The organism is Bradyrhizobium sp. 147 (assembly GCF_023073935.1).
Lineage (GTDB): Bacteria > Pseudomonadota > Alphaproteobacteria > Rhizobiales > Xanthobacteraceae > Bradyrhizobium.
In genome coordinates this window covers 12,596-32,686 of record NZ_JADPKL010000028.1, presented here as the reverse complement: position 1 = coordinate 32,686, position 20,091 = coordinate 12,596, and the positions used below count along the sequence as shown (strand labels likewise).

The window sequence follows — 20,091 nt, the reverse complement described above, 5'->3', positions numbered from 1 at the left end:
GGAAGTAACCCTAACGCTTGTTGGCGATGTGGCCAGAATTCGGGTTAAACTGGATTAACGAATTGACGAGGTTGCCGCGCCAGCGGCGTTACTTTTCCCTTCTCCCTTGGTTTTGCGTACCGCATAGGGGACAAAGGGTGCACCGTCAACGCGTCGACAGCCTGCCTAGCTTCAGGCCATCGTCTCCCACAATCGATGAGCGAGCACGCCGGCGCGCTTCTCGATCGCGGCCGCGGCATCGAGCGCGAGATCCTCGCGATAGCGCCCGGCAATGAGCTGCACGCCGATCGGCCTGCCGTCATGCACTGCCACCGGAACTACCGCGCCAGGCAGGCCCAGCACGTTAATCGCGGAGATGAAGCGGATCTCGCCCCAGAAGATCTCGCGCACGCGCTCGGGGCTGACGGTATCCTCGCGCGGGCCCGGCGTCGGCTTCACCGTGGTCGGCGCCAGCACGACCGGATACTCCTCAAAGAACAATTGCCAGGCGCGGATGTGGCCGTTGCGCGCGGCCGTCGCCTGCATCCAGGCTTTGAGATCGAGCACGTTGGCCTTGGTCTTCATGCCGCCCCAGGCCTTGTGAAAATCCTCGGACGTAACCTTCAGCATGCTGGCTTCCTGCATCACAACGGTCTCGTTGGTGATGATGTCGCACCAGGTCTGCCAGACGCCGTTGATGTCGGGCACCTCGACCTCGCTGACGCGATAGCCGGACCGCTCGAGATGATCCGCGGCCTGGCGCAGCGCCGCGGCAACCTGCGGCTCAACGTCCATGTCATCGGGGATCTTGGCCAGCGCAACCTTGATCGGCCCCTTTGGCTTCGGCCCGACGAGCGGCGCCGGCACCCACCAGGGATCGCGCGGATCGCGTTGGCTCATCACCTCCAGGGCGAGACGAACGTCGGCGACGTGGCGGGCGAGCGGCCCCTGCGCCGACATCAGATGCGCCAGCATCGGCCGCTCGGCGGTGGCGCTTCCGTTGAAAGCGGGGATCCGTCCCTGCGTCGGCTTGATGGTGGCAACACCGTTGCAATGCGCCGGCCAGCGCAGCGAGCCGCCGATGTCGTTGCCATGGGCGATGGTGCCGATGCCGGCCGCCACCGCCGAGCCTGCGCCGCCCGAGGAGCCGCCGCAGGTGATGTTCGGATCCCAGGGGTTCAGCGTCAGCCCGTGCAGAGGATTGTCGGTGAAGCCGCGGAAGGAGTATTCCGGTGTGTTGGTGAGCCCGATCACGATCGCGCCGGCCTTTTTCAAGTTGCGCACCACGGGGGAATCCGACGGCGCGATGAGGTCCTTGTTGGCGGGAACGCCGTTGAAATTTGGCCGCCCTTCGTAGTCGACATTTTCCTTGATGGTTACAGGCACGCCATGCAGGAGGCCGAGCTCGCCGCCCTTCGCGCGCTGCCTGTCGGCCGCATGCGCCGCTTTTAACGCCTCTTCGGAGAGATCGACGACGACGGCGTTCAGCCTCGGATTGACGGCGCGCATGCGTTCGAGATGCGCTTCGACCGTCTCGACGGCGGAGATTGCGCCGGAGCGGATCGCAGCCGCGGTCTCGACCGCCGACCATTGCCAAGCCGGCCCCTTGGGACGGCGCGATGAGGCCGGCTTGAGCCGCGTGGCTTTCTTTGTCTTCTTCGCAGCGACGGCCTTGCGGCTTGTGCTTTTCTTGCTGGAGGTCTTTACCGGTTTCTTCGAAGCCGTTTTCTTCTTGGTCGTCGCCTTCGCCACGTCGCATCTCCTGAAATTGCGCCGTAGACGTTACGAATGGCGAAAGGACGTGTACAGGTGCGTTTTCTGCATGGCGCGATGGCGCGACGCGGCGAATTGTCCGCGAACGCACCGCTGCGCTATTCCGCGGGGCAAGCCGCAACGGCGGCCTGGGCGCGGTCCAGCCGGAGGCTCCACAGCGCCAGCAGGAGACCGACAGCGGTGATGCCGGCTGCGACCAGAGGCAGCGCCGAGAAGCCGAGCCCGCGATCGATGGTGACGCCGCCGGCCCAGGCGCCGAGAGCGTTACCGAGATTGAACGCGGCGATGTTGAGGCTGGAGGCAAGCGTGCGGCCATCGGGGCCTGCCGCTTCCAGCACGCGAAGCTGGAGCGGGGCGACCGTCGCAAAGGCGGCGATGCCGAGCAGCAGGATCAGCACGACCGCGGGGATCTTGAGCGACAGCACGGCGGCAAGGCCAAGAAGCACGATGGCGAGCGCAGCGAGCGTTCCGATCAGCGCGCCGGCGAGCCCACGGTCGGCGAGCTTGCCGCCGGCGACGTTGCCGATCGCGAGGCCGACGCCGAACACCAGCAGGATCGGTGAGACCGCGGCCTCCGAAAAACCGGTGAAGCGCGTCAGGATCGGCTGGATATAGGTGAAGACGACGAACAGGCCGGCAAAGCCGAACACCGTCATAGCAAGGCCGAGCAGCACCTGCGGGCGGCCGAGCACCGAGACTTCCTCGGCAAGCGAGACCGGCTTTTCGCCATTGCCGACATGCCCGGGCACCAGCGCGGCAACCACGGCAAAGGCGATCACACCGATGACCGTCACGGCCCAAAACGCCGCGCGCCAGCCGAGCATCAGGCCGAACCAGGCGCCGAAGGGCACGCCCAGCAATGTCGCGACCGTAAGGCCGATGAACATGGTGGCAATCGCCGAGGCCTGCTTGTCCTCGGCGACGAGGCTGGTCGCCACCACCGAGCCGACGCCGAAGAAGGTACCGTGGGCAAGCGAAGTCAACACGCGCGCGGCCATCAGCAATTCGTAGTTCGGTGCCAGTGCGCAGGCCGCATTGCCGAGCGTGAAGATCGCCATCAGCGCGAGCAGCACGGTCTTCCGCGGCATACGCCGTGTGGCGAGCGTCAGTACCGGCGCGCCGACGAACACGCCGAACGCATAGCCGGAGATGAGCAGGCCCGCGACGGGCACCGAGACGTGCATCTCGGCGGCAACCTGGAGCAACAGGCCCATGATGATGAATTCGGTGGTGCCGATGCCAAAGGCACCGGCGGTGAGCGCAAGGACGGCGGAAGGCATGCGTGGCTCCGATGGATGAGACGAGCCACGCAGATAGCCGCGCGTGGGCAAAACCGTTAGCATGGCCGCAATCCAATCATTTGTGACGTGAATTCAACATGAGCCGTTTCGACACCAACCGCTCCGCCGAGATGGAGGTCTTCGTCCGCGTCGTCGACCTCGGCGGATTCACCCAGGCCGGTCGAAAACTGCGCCTGACGCCATCGGGCGTGAGCAAGCTGATCTCACGGCTGGAGGCACGGCTCGGCTCGCGCCTCGTCAACCGCACCACACGCAAGCTGACCCTGACCGAAGAAGGGCAGGCGTTCTACCAACGGGCCGTGCGCATCCTCGCAGAGATGGAGGAAGCCGAGCGCGAGGCGGCCTCCGGTGCGACCCCGCGCGGCCGCCTCACGGTGAACAGCAACATTCCATTCGGCATGCTGCATGTGATGCCACTGATCCCGCGGTTCCTGGAAGAGCATCCCGACGTCACGCTCGATCTCGTGCTCACGGATACGGTCATCGATCTGATGCAGGAGCGCGCCGACGTCGCGATCCGGGTCGGGCCATTGCGTGCATCACGTCTCGTCGCCCGAAAACTCGGCACCAGCCGCATGGTCGTGGTCGGCGCGCCGGACTATCTCGCACGTTGCGGCACGCCGAGGACGCCGGCCGATCTCGCTGATCACCGCGGCATCGGTTGGACGTTTCCGCGCAGTATCCGGGGCTGGCCATTCAAGCGCGGCGACCACACCGAAGAAGCGGTGCCACCTCCCGTCGCGCGCGCCAGCGACGGCGAAGCCGCGCGCCGCCTTGCGCTCGGCGGCGTCGGCCTCGCGCGCCTTGCCCTCTTCCACATCGGCCCCGACATCGAATCGGGCCGCCTCGTCCCGGTGCTGCAAAGCCACAATCCCGGCGACCGCGAAGACATCCACGCCGTCTATGTCGGCCACACCGCGCCGCTCCCGGCACGCGTCCGTGCGTTCATCGATTTCCTCGCCGAGCACGTGCGGGTGAGCGATCCCGTGCTGAAGCGGGCCGGAGACGGGAGATGGAAGCTGGCGGGATGATGAAATGGCGGAGAGAGTGGCCGATTTCGGCTCTCCCGGAGAGCCCCGCCAAGCCTCGCTAAAACTCGCAAATATCTTGAAATAACAATAGCTTAGATCTTTCCATCGCACCGCCGAACCCCGATATTACCCGCTAGAAGTCGGAGCCAATCCGGGGGTCGCCCCGGGGGTCATTCGGAGCGGGGATCGATGAAGCTAACGGCGAAGGGCGTAGAGCGAGCACTGAAGAAGCCAGGCCGCTATCGAGACGGGCGAGGGCTTCTACTCCAAGTCATCTCGTCCACCAATGCGAGCTGGGTTTTCAGGTATGAGCGCGGCGGACGGGAGCGATGGCTAGGCCTCGGTCCACTCTCCCTGGTCTCGCTCGCGGAAGCTCGCGACAAGGCTCACGAAGCTCGGAAACTCCTCTTCAACGGCATCGACCCACTGGAACACCGCAAGGCAGAGAAGGCGGCGCGAGCGGCCGAGCCTAGCGCGAAGCTTTCGTTTGAGGAGGCTGCTCGACAATACTTTGACCAGCACCAGCAGAAGTGGCGCAATCCGAAGCACCGGGCTCAATTTTTATCGACGTTGGTGGACTACGCTTTCCCGCTCATTGGGCGCCTCGCGGTCAGCCAGGTCGATACGCCCCGACTCATCGCGGTCCTAGAGCAGCGGCACGCGAACTATCCGGATCAGCGACTCTGGGACGCCATTCCCGAGACGGCTAATCGCTTGCGCGGTCGCATCGAGCAGGTTTTGGATTGGGCGACGGTTCGTGGTCATCGGAAGGGCGATAACCCGGGCCGCTGGAAAGGGCACCTCGACAATGTTCTCCCGGCTCGCGGCAAAATCCGGAAGGTTAGACATCACCCGGCTCTTGCCTATTCGCAAATCCCGGACTTCATGGCTGAGCTGCGTGGGCGCGAAGGGATTGCAGCTCGTGCGCTGGAATTTCTAATCCTCACCGCCGCCCGTACTGGGGCGGTGATCGGAGCGCGGCGTGACGAGGTCGATTTCGAACAGAAGATTTGGACAGTGCCTCCGGACCGCGCAGAGACGAAGATCACCGGGAATCAACCGCGGCGCGTCCCACTGAGCGACCGCGCGATGGAAATTCTGAAGGAGTTGCCAATTGAGGATGACAATTCGTTCCTTTTTATCGGTGGCAAGGCTGGCTCCGGCCTGAGCAATATGGGCATGGCCGAGCTACTGAGGGATATGGCTTGGCCTTCCACGACGCCGGATCGGATCGCGACCGTCCACGGCTTCCGCTCGACCTTCAAGGATTGGGTATCGGAGACCACTAATTATCCCAACCATGTCTCCGAAGCTGCGCTGTGGCATATTGTGGCCGACAAGGTTGAGGCGGCTTATCGGCGCGGCGATCTATTCAATAAAAGGCGGCGGCTTATGGCTGATTGGGCTCGCTATTGTTCCGCTCCTCCGGTTTCCAGCGCGAAGGTTCTTCCGATGCGAGGTGCGCAATGACTCGTGAGTGCGCAATGACTCGTGAGCAACAAATCCGGGCCGCGATGAAGGAGTTGGACGGCAGCGGGCGTGCTGAGATCGAGCAAGCGCTTACCCTGATCGCTGAAGAGCGAACCTCCTACGAGCGAGCTGAAAAAACAAAAAGTGCTCTCAACAAAATCGCGTCGGCGATGCATCGGGCGCAACAAGCACTCGAACGTCTACCGCCCCCAACCAGAGAAGAAATCGGCAACCCTCCATTTGAGCATTACAAGGCGGCCGCAATTCAGCGCAAAGCAAGCGAAAAGCGAAGTCGGGATCACACTAAGCTGATTGCAGCGCGGGAGGCGCAGTGCCTTCTCCTCAAGTTTGGCTATCCTGACAACACGACGCGCCTCGATCGATGGTACAGACTAGCGGCCGTATTGTACGGAGACAGGAAGGCCAATCTTTCTTGGCAATGCCGTAAGCTAAAGAAAGAAAGGAAGCGCGCGAGAAGCTCAAAACTTTCTTTCCTCACTATCTAGAAAGCGCGCTTAGCTTCGCTCCAGCCCGGAACACCCCGGCACAACACGGAGCGAACTTCATGCCTCAGCTCAAAGCGAAGAAGACCCCTGAACCGAAAGAAAAGAGGGAGCGGCGAAGTCCGCCGCCCGTCCTTTGTCCTGATCATTTTTACAGATTAGCGGACGGCCCGCACTTCTTTGGGTACCGCGCAACCGTGCTGGCCGAAAAGATCGAGGCAGGCGAAGTGCCGCGGCCGATCTCGCTGTCTAACAGTGGACGCGCGCGCGGTTGGTTCGGCCGAGCCATTCTTGCGTGGCAAAGGTCGAGGGAAGAAGCGGCCGCGAAGCAAAGCGCGTGAACCGGGCCGATGGGCTACTACAAAGAACTTCTCATACGCCGGGCTAATGCCAACGAATGGCGAGTGCCCGAAGACGAAATTGTCGCCGACTTGGCCACAATCGCAGCAGCCCTTGGTGGAGAGCTTGACGGTAACTTCGTCCGTTGTCCCTCGCCTGGCCGCCCGCCCGATGATCGGTCGTGCTTTGCACGCTTCTACGCGCCGGACAGCTTCTACATCTATGAATGCGAAGGGAGCGAGCGGGCCGCCTATGCCTTTGTGCGATCTCGACTGAACTTGCGCGAGCCTGTTCGTCGAGATCAGAGCGAAATCATAAGCGCAACTCTCTCTTCGGTGGACTGCGGTTCGGCTGATGGGACGGTTGTCGAGCAGTATCTCCGTGCTCGCGCTTTGACATTGCCCCTACCCTCGTGCCTGTTGTTCCATAAGCGCTTATTCCACAAGCCGAGCGGCTGCTTCTTTCCGGCCATGATTGCAGAGCGACGTGACGTTCATGGCGCGTTGACAGCGATCCATCGAACCTTCCTCGATTGGCGTACTCCGCGAAAGGCGCCAGTCGAGCCACAACGGATGGATCTTGGGCCTACTGCGGGGACCGCGATCCGACTATCGGCCGCCGCTGAAGAGCTTATCGTTGCCGAGGGCATCGAGACCACCCTCTCGGCAATCCAAGCCACGGGTGGTGCAGGCTGGGCGGCGGGTTCTGCGAAGGCGCTAGAGCTTCTAATTCTCCCACCCGAGGTTCGCCGCGTGACCATTGCCGCAGATGGCGATGAACCGGGAGAGCGGGCAGCGCGGCGAGCTGCTGCGCGATGGGCAGGAGAAGGTCGCGACGTGAAAATCGCGCGTGCGCCGCGCGGAAAAGACTTCAATGATATGCTGATGGAGGGCGTGCGATGAACAACTCCCTCAAGATCAAGGAACTGTTGCAGAATGCAGAGCCGCAGTTGACGCTTGATCCTCTGGACCCGATGAAATGTGCCCGCGCGCTAGTTAATGCTTCCTTCACGAACAACGATGCGACGAGAACGCTTCACCGGTATCGCGGGGATTTCTGGCGATGGAGTATCAGTCACTATCGAGCCTCCACTGAGGAGGTGGTCCGCAGCGAGATATGGCAATTCTTGGACAAAGCATTCCGAGCAGATAAAGAAGGCCGCCTTCTACCGTTTCGGCCGACGCGGTCCATTGTCGCGAACGTGCTCGATGCGCTTAGCGCGGTATGCCAGCTTGATGCTTCAATCGATCCGCCGGCGTGGCTGGTTGATAACAAGCAGCCTCCAGCCAATGAATATGTGGCGGTTGCGAACGGCCTGCTCCACCTGAAAACCAGAGAACTCTCGCCTCCAACACCAACCTACTTCGGCGTGAGCGCTTCCACTGTGAGATATGATCCCGCCGCTCCGGAGCCGAGGAAGTGGATAGCGTTTCTCAAGGAAGGGCTGGAGGACGATACAGCGATATCCCTAGCTCAAGAATGGTTTGGCTACTCGCTAGCACCTGACACCTCACAACAAAAGATACTGCTTTGTATCGGTCCGAAGCGCGCTGGAAAAGGAACGCTGGCCCGCGTGCTCACTTCACTTGTTGGTAGATCATCCGTTTCAGGTCCCACAATGGGCTCGTTAGCGACCAATTTTGGTCTAGAGCCGCTGATAGACAAGCCATTGGCTATTGTTTCGGACGCGCGCATCGGACAACGCACTGATAAGTCAGTGATAGTCGAAAGGCTCTTGTCCATTTCAGGCGAAGATACGCTGACTGTGGACCGAAAGTTCAAGTTGGCGTGGTCCGGTCGGCTACCAACACGGTTTGTCATCCTAACAAATGAGATGCCTTCCCTGACCGATGGCTCTGGCGCGTTGGTCGGACGCTTTCTTGTCCTCCTGTTTAAAAAAAGCTTCTACGGCAAGGAAAATGTAGGACTCACAGACGAGCTACTTGACGAACTGCCAAGCATTTTGAATTGGGCGATCGAAGGATACGAACGGCTCCTGTCCCGCGGCTACTTCGAGCAACCAAAGAATGCGAAGGAGACGATCGAAGCGATGGAAGCCCTTGGCTCGCCCATCAAGGCCTTCATCGCTGAGGAATGCATCGTCGGGCCGACGCAGGAAGTGGAAGTTGATCTACTCTACACGCACTATTGCACGTGGTGTGAGAAGGCGCGGCTCATTCCTCGCAGCAAACAATGGTTTGGCCGCGATCTCTCCTCCGCACTCCCGGGTTTAAAGACCCGCAAGCCGAGGAGCGATGACGCACGGAAGCTCGTCTACGTTGGCATCGGAGAAGGGCCCTACTGATGCCGGTCCTTGTAGGTCCGCACATTTTCCAACCTAACGCGCGGAAGGAAGGAAGCAGTCTATTATCGTATAAGGGTCCGGAAATACGCGGACCTACACGGACCGGGCTTCAACGTTTCCCGAGTGGGCGAGCGCCGTCAAGGCTCCCCTCGCCGGCCCCTAGCGGCAGACGGACCGCTTTCGTCCATGGCTAAGGCCCCGCGCCGTCCGCCGAAGTCCAGCGCGAAGCGGCGCGCGAGCTGGCGGAGATACCGGGAACGTCAGAAGCCGGGCGGATGGGGTAGGATCGTCGTGCCGGTTGAACTCGATATCGACTTTGTCGAGGAGGTCGTTGACCGCAAGCGACTGCCGCCTGCCGACCGCCGAAACCGGGACGCGATCGGGAAGCTGGCCCGCCGGCTCCTCCAGACCGAATGGGCAGAGTTGACCCGTCCCCCAAAGAAATAATCCGCTACCGCAGTCGCGAGGACAATCCGAACGCGGGTATACTTCGGATTAGGCGCAATCATCGGAATGCGAACATGATCCACGATCGCTTTCGGCGCGACGGAGGCGCCGTTTTCATCCGCACCGCGGCGCGAGTGATCAAGGCTGTCGCCAATGACGACTTTGCAGACCGCAATGCCAGGTCGGCTGGGGACATTGATGTCTCGTTGTTGTTGAAAGCAGCGACATCCCCGGCAACCACTTCATCAAGCAACTGGGCCGGCTCGCTCGCGAGTACCGCGGTCGCGGACTTCATTGGGTCCTTGGGTCCGCTCTCCGCCGCCGCGAGATTGATCGCTGCGGGCGTGACTGCCTCGCTCGATGGCCTCGCAACGGTCGAGATACCCCGACGACAAGGTGGGAAACCGTCTGGCGATGTCGCATGGGTCGCCGAAGGTGGCGCGATTCCGGTCCGCCAATACGTCTTCGATAGCGTAACGCTCGGTCCAACTCGAAAGCTGCCCATCTTGACAGCGATAAGTCGAGAGGCGGCCGCATCAGGCGAAGATGCTATCGGAATGCTGGTCCGAGAAGATACTGCTGCAAGCTTGGATGCGAGCGTACTTTCGGCCGCGTCCGCCGACGCCTCACGGCCTGCCGGTATCCTCGCTGGATTGACCGCGATCCCCGCTGCCAATCTCACTGATGATTCCGCCACAATGATTGCAGACCTCGAAGCTATTGGCGGCGCAATTGCGGACGCGGGCGGGTCCGGTGATGTCGTCTACATCATGGCTCCTCGGCAGGCATTGTCCGCGAAGCTTCGCCTCGGCACTTCGCGCGGCGTTACGGTTTGGCCGAGCGCCGGACTGCCCAGCGGAACAGTTGTTGGAGTGCAGCCCGACGCTTTCGTGTCGGGCTTTGGTGCGACGCCCAGGATCACAGCGAGTATCGAGGCCACTGTCCATATGGACACAGCGGCGCTCTCGTTGAGCGAGGTTGGCACTCCGTCCGCGATCTTAGCCGCGCCGATCAAAAGTGCGTTCCAAGGCGATTTCATTTTATTGAAATGCATTTTGGATTGTGCTTGGGCGATGAGAGCCGAGGGCCGCGTTGCTTTTGTCGAGGGCGCTCATTGGGGCACTGCGCCATGAGCAGTTATGAGCGAAGCCGCACGGCTTTGGCCCGGGCATACGAAGCGCTCGCCCGAACGTCGAGCATCAACGAAGAGATTGCCGAGCGAAATAGGCTTCGCGATCTGGGTCTTTTGCCCGAGCCGTACCCGCCGCCTCCTCCGCCGCCGGAGCCGCAGCAAGCTGCAGAGGACGCTGATGATGCCGACGGCGAACGCCTGATGACGCTCGCGTTCTTCGAAGGCATCATGCTGGAACTGATACTCCAATTGCGCAGCGAGTGGAGAAGCGAGTTGGACAAACTTCGAGCGGAAGTCGTCACCCTCAAGAATGAGAGAATGAGCGATGACCACACAAGCTGAATTTGACGCTATGGTCGAGCAAGCGCGGACCGATGCTCTCAATTACCGGCCGCTCAAGCTCGCAGCCGTCCTCGCATTCACTTCAGTTCAAATCGTTGGCGATGATCAGTTCGCTCGGCTCGCACTAGCGGGCATCCTGACCGGTCTTGCAAAGGAATTGCGCGATAGCGTTCCGAATGTCGTTGAGCTGCGAACCCAATGAGTTTGTTCTTGCCCTCATTTGGCGATAGCTCCGACAAAGCGGCGCCAGTCTCTGGCGAGCACGCCAAAGAGGCTGGCGCCGCACTTCTTGACAACCCGGGGGAGGTCATTTTCGGAGGACCCCAGCCATCGGCCAGTGCGGCTCGCAGGTATCTTATTACCACATGTCCTTGGAAATTCATCATGAGACCAGCGTCTAACCAACAATCGACCGTTGTCCGCTTAGACCTAACCGGCACACCTCCTCCGCTGGTCGAGCCGTCATCTCTGACGGCAGCCGAACGCGCGCTGTTCAAAGAGATCGTGAGCGCGACCGACCGTCGGCACTTCGCAGAGGGCGACGTTCAATTGTTGGTCTCCTATGTGCAGGTGACCCTCGCGGTTCGAAAGCTCGCCGCGGTCGCGAACCGGAAGCCCTCGCCCGGTGCTTTCGTGTCGATGGAGCGAATGACGCGATTGCAAGCGAGCCTCGCGACCAAGTTGAGGCTAAGCCCCCAGAGCCGCCTCGATCGCAAAACCGCGGGACGACTGGTCGCGCGGCAGGAGAAGGCTTCATATTATGACCGAGCAGCAGACGATGACGACGAGTGAAGACGATCACGCCGCCCTTGAACTCGCTCTCTCCCGCATCTTGGGCAACCAGCAGCATTCGCAGCACGAGCAGATAAAGGCGAAGCTCGTGAGCGAGCCTTGGGCCGATGTTGCCGCGTTCGCGGCCGCCTCCGAGCAGATCGATGCTCTGAACCTCAAGCCATGGCAGTCGCCGCCGTCGCACATTAACGATCCGAAGGCCGTCATTGCGTCGGGCACGGCACATCCCGACTACAAGGCGGCAAAACTCTTACAGCGGATGCTCGATTGTGGTGTGTCGAAATATGCACCTGATCCGGTGCTCGCGATTGAGAAGGCAAAGCTTGGAAGAGCGAGGCGATAAGCGGAGGGCCGACCAAGCAGGGCGGAAAGTGAGCGCCGCCCATTTTGGCGTGCCGCCGGAGGAATGGTTAGGCTTGGCCTAGCCCCTCGTTCCAACTCAACTGAGCACAGTACTGAGGGGGAGTTCACGGTAGCAAGCGACGGGCTTCCGCTTCAATGGCACCGACTATGCCCTCTGCCATTTTGTGTATATCGGTCAATACGCTGACAACATTGGCATTTCGCACGAATTCGGGCTCCGAAAATGCAATGGCTTGATTCAACATGACAATGTGCATGCCGGGAGCATTCAAAGGCGTCGTCGCAGATAGTTCTCGTTTATCAGGATCCCACGCGTATGTCGGAGAAGCTGTGAGATCAACTGGCACAATGCTCCACGCGAACAAAGATGCCGGAGCTGGTTGAGCTTTGATCAAGAAGCGATGCTTATGAATGTTCGCCAGTCGATTTAGACCGACCAATTTGAAGTTTCCACCTGGGCGCTCCTGGCTGGGTGGATACGGCTCAAACCGTCTAATCACATCGTGCAGAGCGGCGGGCACCGATTTAAAATCAAGCTTCTTGGGATCGTCGGCGAACGGAAACGCCAAACCTCTTTCCGCCTTTTCATTCCCCTTCAGCGAAGGATCGATCAACAGTGAGGCCGCGTACACGGCTTGATCCAAAGCTGAGCGCGACTTGGTAATTGAATCATCGACCATCTCAGAAAGCTCTTCTGGGAATTCTGAGTAGTGCCGTGCCGCCACCTGTACCCCGCGCTCTCGGTCACGCCGTATGCTTTCTTTGAACGGGTTGACCGCGAAGTACTCGCCAATCCCCCGGGTCAATTCGTCGATACGGCGTTTCGCACGCGCGATCTGCGTTTTTGGGTTTTCAAATGGATCAATGGACATTGCGAAAGAGCCTAAGAAAGGTAGCCCAACATAGGCGCGACCAGCAGCCAGACCTTGAGAAAGAACCCGACGATGCTGATGACCCGAGCAGTCACCGCGACGGCAGCATCGATCCGCTTCATCAAGCGGAAAAAGCGACGCCAAAGACGAGAGTTGAAGAGTTTCATAGGCACAGTCCTCCATTAAAAGAATCAGAGAACTGCAACCAGAAGTATTGTCGGGTGATTTGCTGGAGGTCCGCAAGGTGGCTTGAGTCAGCATCCTCCAAAAATAACAAGTGGTGGATAGACGGTGGAGGGCAGCAATTTGATCTTGACGAACTATATATGGCCGCTCGTAGCCGACTGCCCAGCGACGCCGTAAATTTCCACCACACTTGAAAGTGCGCAGGCGAAACCTACATACGTTTTGAAATAGTCGGAGCGTGTCTGCGGGGATCACCAACCGGACGTCAGGTAAAAAACCCCCACCACTGCTGGCCTAATGCGTGAACCGGCTACCGCAAGGGACCTCGCGCAAGGGGATAGGAGACACCGATGGGTGTATTCCTCGTTCTCGAAGCCAGTCAGCCGCACGGTACGACCTACCGTATCGGCTTCGGATGGTCTTTCCATCCGGCGCTGGCCTCGGTTGTCGCCGCACTGGCGCGGTTGATCTAAAAGGGAAAGGCACCTCGGAGACGGGGTGCCTTTTCTTTTTTGCTGACCTCAGCAACTCGGTGCGACCAACCGTCTACTCTCGCCTAGTATCGCCGGTTCGACCCGGAGCAGACGTTCGGTGCGCCATCCCGACGCACTGCGATTAAATTTGGCTGTTGTTATTAATTTTAAATAACAGTAAAATGTTTAATCGCGGCTAGGCGAGCGACAACTAGGAGAGGAGCAGATCCATGAAGATCACCTGGGGCCTTCTTTCCGCAGCCGTATTTGCGCTGTCTCTGGCGATCACCGCGCCACCTGCATCGGCTTGCAACGGCAAAGGGAATTGCGATAGCGCGCCTGGCCAAACGAGGGGAGCCCCCGGACCGATTGCGGGCGCCGGCCTACCTATTCTCGCGATTGGATACGGCGTGTACTGGTTGGTGAGGCGGCGGCGAGCCCGCTAGTAGCGCGCAGGGGATGCTTGGCATTCGGCTTGAGCAGCTAGCAAGACAAAACTCGTCACCGCTATTCCATTAATCTGAACCAATCTCGTAGGCTCAGCTTCAGTCTCAGCACCTCGTCCTCAGCGAGCACCGAGCAATGAGCAATCGGTGCGCGCAGTGTGTTGAGGCGAGCGATGACGCCTGTGACTGCCTTTGGATCTGTAAACAGATCGCTGAACAGTGCCCAATTTGATGTGATGATCTGGCCCAACTCGCCGAAGTTTGTGTAGCTCAGCCAGTCGTCGGATCGCGGCGTTACACCGGCCTCGGTCTCTCTCTTCTTGTTCAGCGCAGCATTGTCCCGAATGAACTGCGGTACAAACTTCTCCCACCAGTTTTCTTTGTCGGCCTCTTCAAGCTTAGCTCGGATGACGTCACGTATCGAGACCTCAAGGCAATAGAATAGCTCGTAATGCTGCGCCATGATCGCAGCATCGTGCCTGATCCTTTCGGTGATTTGCGGATAGTAAGCGTCCCGCGCGCTCTTGGTGCGAGATGGCCGCAATTGAACCTTCTTGTCGCGGGCAACCCGGCGAAGATCATTTTCTAGGGCGATATTGTTCAAGCCAAAATATTTGATTGAGTGTTCCACTTCACACCTTCAGCAGATTTTCTTTTAGGCTCCGAAAGATCGCGTTGAACACTTCGACGTCCGTCGTCTCCGGTAGGTTGAGGTTGATAGTGTAAGAAAGGTTCAGACCCGAAGGAGTGCTCACGGCTGCCGGTGAAACAGGCGGGACAACCGGCTCAGTCTTTTCCAGCACGGTAACCTTGCCGTTGCCGTTGTCGGTGGCAGGAGCCTTCTCGAAATCTGCGTAGGCTTTAAGGTTCCAGAACGTGCCTACGATAGCGGTTACCGTCTGATTGTCCGGCTCCAAACCCGTAATCTCAACAACAAGGTTTTTGAGCTTGTCTCTCGTCAAGTCGTGAGCGTACTCATTCCTATCGTAGATTTCCTTGTAAGCCGCTCGCAGCGCCTGAGCCATGGCCGCGCCACGGTTCTCCGGATTGCGAAATTGGGAGTACAGCCCGGTGGGAGCGCCGTCGGTTGCGATGAATCCAAGCTTCTTGAGCAGCGGGATCATCGGACGGGCGCTGCCGCTGCTGTAGCCGAGTTTGGTCGCTAGAAAGTCCTGAGTGAAGCGCTCGGGCTGGGACGCTTCAATGATCTTGTCGAGAATTTTGGTCACGAGACCGGTTGCGTTTAGGAATGGCGGAGCCATATGGCTGTTCCCCTGATTCTTGGCTGACCATAGGATAAGCCGCGCTCTCAATGGTTGTGGAGTCAGCCTTCGAATTACTCCCCGGAATAGAAGAAAGCAGCCTCATCCGGTACAAAACGTGTTCGCAATCCCCGCGCTCGTGGCGAGCCAAGGCGGGGGTTTCGCCGGGGATTTCGGTCCGAGGCTCGAAATTCGTCAATAATTTCAGTGATCATGGCGGAGAGAGTGGGATTCGAACCCACGGTACGGTTTCCCGCACACACGCTTTCCAAGCGTGCGCCTTAAGCCACTCGGCCATCTCTCCGGAGCGCCCTCTCTTGAAGGGGCGCCGAGGATTTTGCAAGGGATCGCGCTAAAATCGGATGAATTTTCCGCAACATATTGGATTTACGAGAGAATATCTCGCGCCGGCCAATGTCCTGACGCGCCGGTCGACTGAACCAGCGGTGGGTTTGGGGCGACGATTCACGTGAGGACGCCAGACATGCCAGGGACGCCATGACCATCTGCAGGACCATCACCGCGCTGAGTCTGATTTCGGCCTTGGGTACCGCCCTCGCCACGCCGGCCCTGGCGCAGGTCTGCACGCGGCAGGGCGTCCATGTGAGCTGCGACGACGGGCGGCGCGGAATGCTGTCGGGCGATGCCATCATCTGGCCGGACGGCACGCGCTCGAGCGCCGCGCCGCATCCGAGCGTGATCATCGGCAACAAAAGTTCGGTGCATGTCGGGCCAGGCGTGTTCGTCGGCCAGGGTAAGGGTATGGCGCCGATGGATGATCCGAACGCGCCGAACAAGCGGCAGTGCGCGATTCTGGATGGCGTGTCGTATTGTTATTGACGCGTTGCTAATTGACGCGGCGGGCCGCCCTCGCAGTGCACCGTCATGCCCGGGCTTGTCCCGGGCATTCACGTTCCTAAGGCGAGGCGTGAGGCGTGGATGGCCGGGACAAGCCCGGCCTGACGCGAGACCTTAGATCAACCGCACGCCTGAGATCGCCGACTTCAGCCAACGTAGCGCCTGCGGCGGTTGCGCGGCAAGCGGCGCGACGGCGGCCTTCTCCGTCCGGCACTTCTCGAGCTCAGCGACGAAATCAGCGGACCATTGCTGGATGGTGTGGCCGCGCAGCTTCTTCATCATCGCGTCCCAGCGCATCTTGCGCTCGGTGAGCGCCATTGAGGCCGCGACCGCGATCGCGCGCGCCATGCCGTCGATGTCGTGCGGATTGACCAGCAAGGCGCTGTCAAGCTCGTTGGCCGCGCCCGCGAACTTCGACAGCACCAGCACGCCCGGATCGGCCGGGTTTTGCGCGGCCACATATTCCTTGGCGACGAGGTTCATGCCGTCATGCAGCGGCGTTACCACGCCGATCTGCGCGGTGCGGTAGAGGCCTGCGAGCACGGCCTGGCTGAAGCCCTTGTTGAGGTAGCGGATCGGCGTCCAGTCCACTTCGCCGTGGCGACCGTTGACGTCGGTGACGAGGCGAGCGACCTCGTTCTGGAGGTTGCCATAGGCCTCGATGCCACCCCGCGAGGGATTCGCGATCTGGAGCAGCGAGATGCTGCGCGCAAGCTGCGGCTGCTCGGTCCAGAGCCGGTCGAACGCGCTGATGCGGTTCACGAGGCCTTTCGAATAATCGAGGCGGTCGACGCCGATCGCGAGGCGCTCGCCGTTGAGGCTGCGCCGCAGCCGCGACACGTCAGGATGCGAGACCGATTTCGCGGCATAAGCTGCGAACTTTTCCGCATCGATGCCGATCGGAAACACTTCACAGCGGGTGCGGCCATGCTGAGAGATCGCAACGCCGTCCTCGACGGCGAGGCCGAGCTCACCGCCGACATAACCGAGGAAGTTCTGGCAATCCTCATTGGTCTGGAAGCCGAGCAGATCGTAGGCCAGCATCGCGGTGATCAGCTCGCGATGATTGGGCACGCCCTGCATCACCGCGGCGACCGGCCACGGCGTATGAAGGAAGAAACCGATCGGATCATCGACGCCGAGATCGCGCAATTCCGCACCGAGCGCAAGGAAGTGATAATCCTGCACCCAGAACGCAGTTTTTGCTTTTCGGAAGCGCATCAAGGCGCGCGCCATGAAAGCGTTGACCTCGCGATAGCTGACATAATCCTCGCGCGAGACGCGGATCAGATCGCTGCGCGAATGCAGTGCCGGCCACAACGCCGAATTGGCAAAGCCTTCGTAATAGCCGCCGTAATGCGCCGCCGGCAGATCCAACGTCGCAATCGCGCCCGACCCCAGCGCTTCGATCTCCGCGAACGGTTCCTTCTGATGGCCATCGCGCACGCGGCCTGAAGAACCCACCCAAATAGCTCCCGAATGTTCCACGACCGGCAGCAAGGCCGCCGCGAGGCCCCCCGTCATGGGTTCATTGGGTTTGCCGCGCGCGACGCGATTTGAAACGACGACTAAGTTCACAGGTCGTCCCCTCCTGTTTCATTCCACCCGTTTAACTGCCGTTCATCAATATGGTTCCTGATCATCGTTTCAACGAATTGAAACCAAAATCAGGCGTGCGCGTTGGAACTGGTTTCGCTCGCGGAACCAAGGATTTCACCGCAAAGAGAGTTCGTGCGCCCGGAATTGCGCAGGATGCATTGCGATACGCCACGACAGCGTGTCGGACATTGTGTTTGCGAAGTGGCGCTGCCTTTGTTTCACCTCGGATCGAGCAGGTGCGCAAGGAACGCGCGCACATCGCTCGGCGCATCGAAGTGACCATTCACACCCATGGCGCGGCGGCCGACCGAGAAGGCGAGCCCGTTCATATCAGGCATGATCGCGAACACGGTCTCATCCGTGACGTCGTCACCGATGAACAGTGGACGACGCCCCCTGAAGGGCTCGTGCTTCATCAACTCGCGCACGCCGCTCGCCTTGGTGAAGCCTGAATGCTTGATCTCGCAGACGAACTTGCCAGGCAGCACCTCGATCGGCGCACTGGGCAGGTCCGCGCGGATCAGCGACACGGATTCGTAGATCGCCTTCTCCGCATGCGGCGCCAGGCGGTAATGCAGCGCCAGCGAGTAGCCCTTGTCCTCGAGCAGAATGCCCGGGCTGAGCTTGGCAATCGCAGCCAGCCGCCGCTTCAGCTCCTTGTCCAGCGGCGGCGCATGCACGGCATCAGCTTCATTGTCCGCAGACAGCCGCATCTCGGCGCCATGACCGGCGACGGCGCAAAACACGTCGGGCGCGAAAATCAGATCGATATCGTTGAGTGAGCGGCCGCTGACCAGCGCCAGCGCGCCTGACGTACATTCGACCAAACGGTTGAGTGTGTCCGAAAGGCCCGGCGGCACCCACACCTCGCGCGGCGTCGGCATCAGGTCGAGCAGCGTGCCGTCGATATCGAGCAGGATCGCGGTCTCGTTCAGATGCGGCACGAGCGCGTGCGGCACCGGCACCGTTTCGGGCGTCTCGTCGTCACCAGGGATGGTGAGCTTCTCGTCCAATGCCATTTCCGCCAGTTCCGATTTCATAGTCTACTCCATAAAGGCAAGCGGCCGCGCGATTTGTTCGAGCGATTTGCGCTCCGCCGAGACGGCATAGCGCCACGCCACGATCGCAGCCGCGATCATCAGGGCTGCCCCCAGCAAATAGCCGGCGAATACGCTGGTGCGCGATCCCGTGTCGATCAGAACGCCGAACAGCGCCGGCCCGATCACGCCGCCGATGCCCGTGCCGACGGCATAGAATACCGCGATCGCCAGCGCGCGAACCTCCAACGGAAAGTTCTCGCTGACGGTGAGATAGGCCGCGCTCGCGGCGGGCGAGGCGAAGAAGAAGATCACCATCCAGGCGACGGTCTGCCCCTGCGCGCTGAGCGCGCCGATCGAGAACAGATAGCCTGACAGCGCCAGCAGCAGGCCTGACATGCCATAGGTGAACATGATCATGGTGCGGCGGCCGAGCGTATCGAACAGCCGGCCGAGCAGCAGCGGGCCGAGGAAGTTGCCGGCGGCGAAGGGTAGCAGGTACCAGCCAACGTGATCGGCGCTGATGCCGTAGAAATCGGTCAGCACCAGCGCGAAGGTGAAGAAGATGGCGTTGTAGAAAAATGCCTGCGCGCTCATCAGCACGAGGCCGACCAGCGCGCGCTGGCGATAAACCGAGAACAGCGTGTGGACGACCTCGGCGATCGGCGTGTGATCGCGCATCCTCAGGCGGATCTTCGTAAAGCGACCGTCGCTCGTATCCTGGCCGTGTCCAATGACCGAGCGCTCGATCTCATCGGCGATCGCATGAGCCTCATCGGGCCGGCCATGGATCATCAGCCAGCGCGGACTCTCCGGAATCCACATCCGCATCAATAGCACGACGAGGCCGAGCGTCGCGCCGATCAGATAAGCGAGCCGCCAGCCCATGTCGGGCCCCATCACCGCAGGATCGAGCAGCACGATGGCTGCCACCGCGCCCATCGCAGCGCCGATCCAGAAGCTGCCGTTGATCACGAGATCGGTCCAGCCGCGATACCGCGCCGGCACCAGCTCCTGGATGGTTGAGTTGATCGCGGTATATTCGCCGCCGATACCGGCACCGGTGAGGAAACGGAACACCGCGTAGCTCGCCACATCCCATGACAGAGCCGTCGCAGCCGTCGCCGAGAGGTAGAGCGCAAGCGTGATGAAGAACAATTTCTTGCGGCCGATGCGATCGGTGAGCCAGCCGAAGCCGAGCGCACCCAGCACCGCGCCGGCGAGATAGGCGGAATTAGCGATGCCGAGATCGAGATTTGAGAAATGCAGCGAGGGACTCTGCTTCAGTGCGCCCGAGAGCGCGCCGGCCAGAGTCACCTCGAGTCCGTCGAGGATCCAGGTGATGCCGAGCGCGAGAACGACGCGCGTGTGAAAGCCGCTCCACGGCAGCGCGTCGAGCCGCGAGGGGATGCTGGTCTCGACGATGCGATCCGTCGCCACCGCCGAGATCGCAGGTCCATAATTCAGCGCTGGGCTTTCCTGCAATTCCATCGCGTTGTTGCGTCTGATCAATGGAAGCGGCCCCGGTTCACATGACGTGGACGGGGTCGATCCGATCATTGGGGGTGCGGCATTCCGCCT

At 60.7% G+C, this 20,091-nt stretch carries 21 protein-coding genes and 1 tRNA gene; 12 read left to right on the top strand and 10 right to left on the bottom strand.

From position 1 onward, the window contains the following. Window positions 1–171: 171 nt before the first annotated feature. Both IVA87_RS08130 and IVA87_RS08125 read right to left on the bottom strand, forming a co-directional pair. Window positions 172–1,731 carry an amidase family protein gene (locus tag IVA87_RS08130; protein ID WP_247297773.1) on the bottom strand — a complete coding sequence of 520 codons (1,560 nt, stop codon included), beginning with the start codon at window positions 1,729–1,731 and terminating at the stop codon, window positions 172–174. Window positions 1,732–1,850: 119 nt separating this feature from the next. After that, window positions 1,851–3,032, bottom strand: a complete 1,182-nt coding sequence (locus tag IVA87_RS08125; protein ID WP_247297771.1) for an MFS transporter — start codon at window positions 3,030–3,032, stop codon at window positions 1,851–1,853. 98 nt (window positions 3,033–3,130) lie between these two features. Between IVA87_RS08125 and IVA87_RS08120 the strand changes: the two genes are divergently transcribed. The 10 genes from IVA87_RS08120 (at window position 3,131) to IVA87_RS08075 (ending at window position 11,757) form a co-directional block, all read left to right on the top strand. Then, a complete protein-coding gene (locus IVA87_RS08120; RefSeq protein WP_247333306.1) occupies window positions 3,131–4,084 on the top strand; it encodes a LysR family transcriptional regulator in 954 nt (317 codons plus the stop codon). A gap of 189 nt (window positions 4,085–4,273) precedes the next feature. Then, on the top strand, window positions 4,274–5,554 hold the full coding sequence (locus IVA87_RS08115; protein ID WP_247333305.1) for a site-specific integrase: 1,281 nt from the start codon (window positions 4,274–4,276) through the stop codon (window positions 5,552–5,554). Between the two features lie 14 nt (window positions 5,555–5,568). After that, the gene (locus tag IVA87_RS08110; RefSeq protein ID WP_247333304.1) at window positions 5,569–6,060 is read left to right on the top strand and encodes a hypothetical protein; all 492 of its coding nucleotides are present in this window, start codon (window positions 5,569–5,571) and stop codon (window positions 6,058–6,060) included. 59 nt (window positions 6,061–6,119) lie between these two features. Next, complete coding sequence (locus IVA87_RS08105; protein WP_247333303.1) at window positions 6,120–6,398, top strand: hypothetical protein; 279 nt, start codon at window positions 6,120–6,122, stop codon at window positions 6,396–6,398. A gap of 9 nt (window positions 6,399–6,407) precedes the next feature. After that, a complete protein-coding gene (locus IVA87_RS08100; RefSeq protein WP_247333302.1) occupies window positions 6,408–7,298 on the top strand; it encodes a toprim domain-containing protein in 891 nt (296 codons plus the stop codon). Further along, entirely contained in the window at window positions 7,295–8,701 is a 1,407-nt protein-coding gene (locus tag IVA87_RS08095) for a DNA primase family protein (RefSeq protein ID WP_247333301.1), read from the top strand. Before IVA87_RS08100 ends, IVA87_RS08095 begins: the two co-directional genes overlap by 4 nt. Before the next feature lie 521 nt (window positions 8,702–9,222). Then, window positions 9,223–10,281: a phage major capsid protein gene (locus IVA87_RS08090; RefSeq protein ID WP_247333300.1), complete on the top strand. Its 1,059-nt coding sequence runs from the start codon at window positions 9,223–9,225 to the stop codon at window positions 10,279–10,281. Then, window positions 10,278–10,622 carry a hypothetical protein gene (locus IVA87_RS08085; RefSeq protein WP_247333299.1) on the top strand — a complete coding sequence of 115 codons (345 nt, stop codon included), beginning with the start codon at window positions 10,278–10,280 and terminating at the stop codon, window positions 10,620–10,622. Before IVA87_RS08090 ends, IVA87_RS08085 begins: the two co-directional genes overlap by 4 nt. Continuing rightward, complete coding sequence (locus IVA87_RS08080; RefSeq protein ID WP_247333298.1) at window positions 10,606–10,824, top strand: hypothetical protein; 219 nt, start codon at window positions 10,606–10,608, stop codon at window positions 10,822–10,824. The genes IVA87_RS08085 and IVA87_RS08080 overlap by 17 nt, the downstream gene beginning before the upstream one ends. 558 nt (window positions 10,825–11,382) lie before the next feature. Continuing rightward, window positions 11,383–11,757, top strand: a complete 375-nt coding sequence (locus IVA87_RS08075) for a hypothetical protein (RefSeq protein ID WP_247333297.1) — start codon at window positions 11,383–11,385, stop codon at window positions 11,755–11,757. Window positions 11,758–11,881: 124 nt separating this feature from the next. Here the strand turns inward: IVA87_RS08075 and IVA87_RS08070 are convergent, their stop codons facing one another. After that, window positions 11,882–12,649, bottom strand: a complete 768-nt coding sequence (locus IVA87_RS08070; protein WP_247333296.1) for a hypothetical protein — start codon at window positions 12,647–12,649, stop codon at window positions 11,882–11,884. Window positions 12,650–12,660: 11 nt separating this feature from the next. Further along, window positions 12,661–12,816, bottom strand: coding sequence for a hypothetical protein (locus IVA87_RS08065; protein WP_247333295.1), 156 nt, complete (start codon window positions 12,814–12,816; stop codon window positions 12,661–12,663). Between the two features lie 369 nt (window positions 12,817–13,185). Here IVA87_RS08065 and IVA87_RS35100 point away from each other — a divergent pair, with 369 nt between their 5' ends. Further along, window positions 13,186–13,308 carry a hypothetical protein gene (locus IVA87_RS35100; RefSeq protein ID WP_256466460.1) on the top strand — a complete coding sequence of 41 codons (123 nt, stop codon included), beginning with the start codon at window positions 13,186–13,188 and terminating at the stop codon, window positions 13,306–13,308. A gap of 507 nt (window positions 13,309–13,815) precedes the next feature. Here the strand turns inward: IVA87_RS35100 and IVA87_RS08060 are convergent. From IVA87_RS08060 to IVA87_RS08050, 3 genes are all read right to left on the bottom strand, one after another. Continuing rightward, window positions 13,816–14,385 (bottom strand): Swt1 family HEPN domain-containing protein, encoded by a 570-nt coding sequence (locus tag IVA87_RS08060; RefSeq protein ID WP_247333294.1) that lies wholly within the window; start codon window positions 14,383–14,385, stop codon window positions 13,816–13,818. A 1-nt stretch (window position 14,386) separates the two neighbouring features. Next, a complete protein-coding gene (locus tag IVA87_RS08055) occupies window positions 14,387–15,016 on the bottom strand; it encodes a DUF5343 domain-containing protein (protein WP_249817562.1) in 630 nt (209 codons plus the stop codon). A 214-nt stretch (window positions 15,017–15,230) separates the two neighbouring features. Further along, window positions 15,231–15,320 (bottom strand) — tRNA-Ser (locus IVA87_RS08050). Between the two features lie 194 nt (window positions 15,321–15,514). Between IVA87_RS08050 and IVA87_RS08045 the strand changes: the two genes are divergently transcribed. Then, window positions 15,515–15,856, top strand: a complete 342-nt coding sequence (locus IVA87_RS08045) for a hypothetical protein (RefSeq protein ID WP_247297739.1) — start codon at window positions 15,515–15,517, stop codon at window positions 15,854–15,856. A 132-nt stretch (window positions 15,857–15,988) separates the two neighbouring features. Here the strand turns inward: IVA87_RS08045 and IVA87_RS08040 are convergent, their stop codons facing one another. From IVA87_RS08040 to IVA87_RS08030, 3 genes are all read right to left on the bottom strand, one after another. Then, window positions 15,989–17,452: a trehalose-6-phosphate synthase gene (locus IVA87_RS08040; RefSeq protein WP_247297737.1), complete on the bottom strand. Its 1,464-nt coding sequence runs from the start codon at window positions 17,450–17,452 to the stop codon at window positions 15,989–15,991. A 239-nt stretch (window positions 17,453–17,691) separates the two neighbouring features. After that, the gene (gene otsB, locus IVA87_RS08035; protein WP_247297735.1) at window positions 17,692–18,513 is read right to left on the bottom strand and encodes a trehalose-phosphatase; all 822 of its coding nucleotides are present in this window, start codon (window positions 18,511–18,513) and stop codon (window positions 17,692–17,694) included. Window positions 18,514–18,516: 3 nt separating this feature from the next. Then, the gene (locus IVA87_RS08030; RefSeq protein ID WP_247297997.1) at window positions 18,517–20,001 is read right to left on the bottom strand and encodes an MFS transporter; all 1,485 of its coding nucleotides are present in this window, start codon (window positions 19,999–20,001) and stop codon (window positions 18,517–18,519) included. Between the last annotated feature and the right edge of the window lie 90 nt (window positions 20,002–20,091).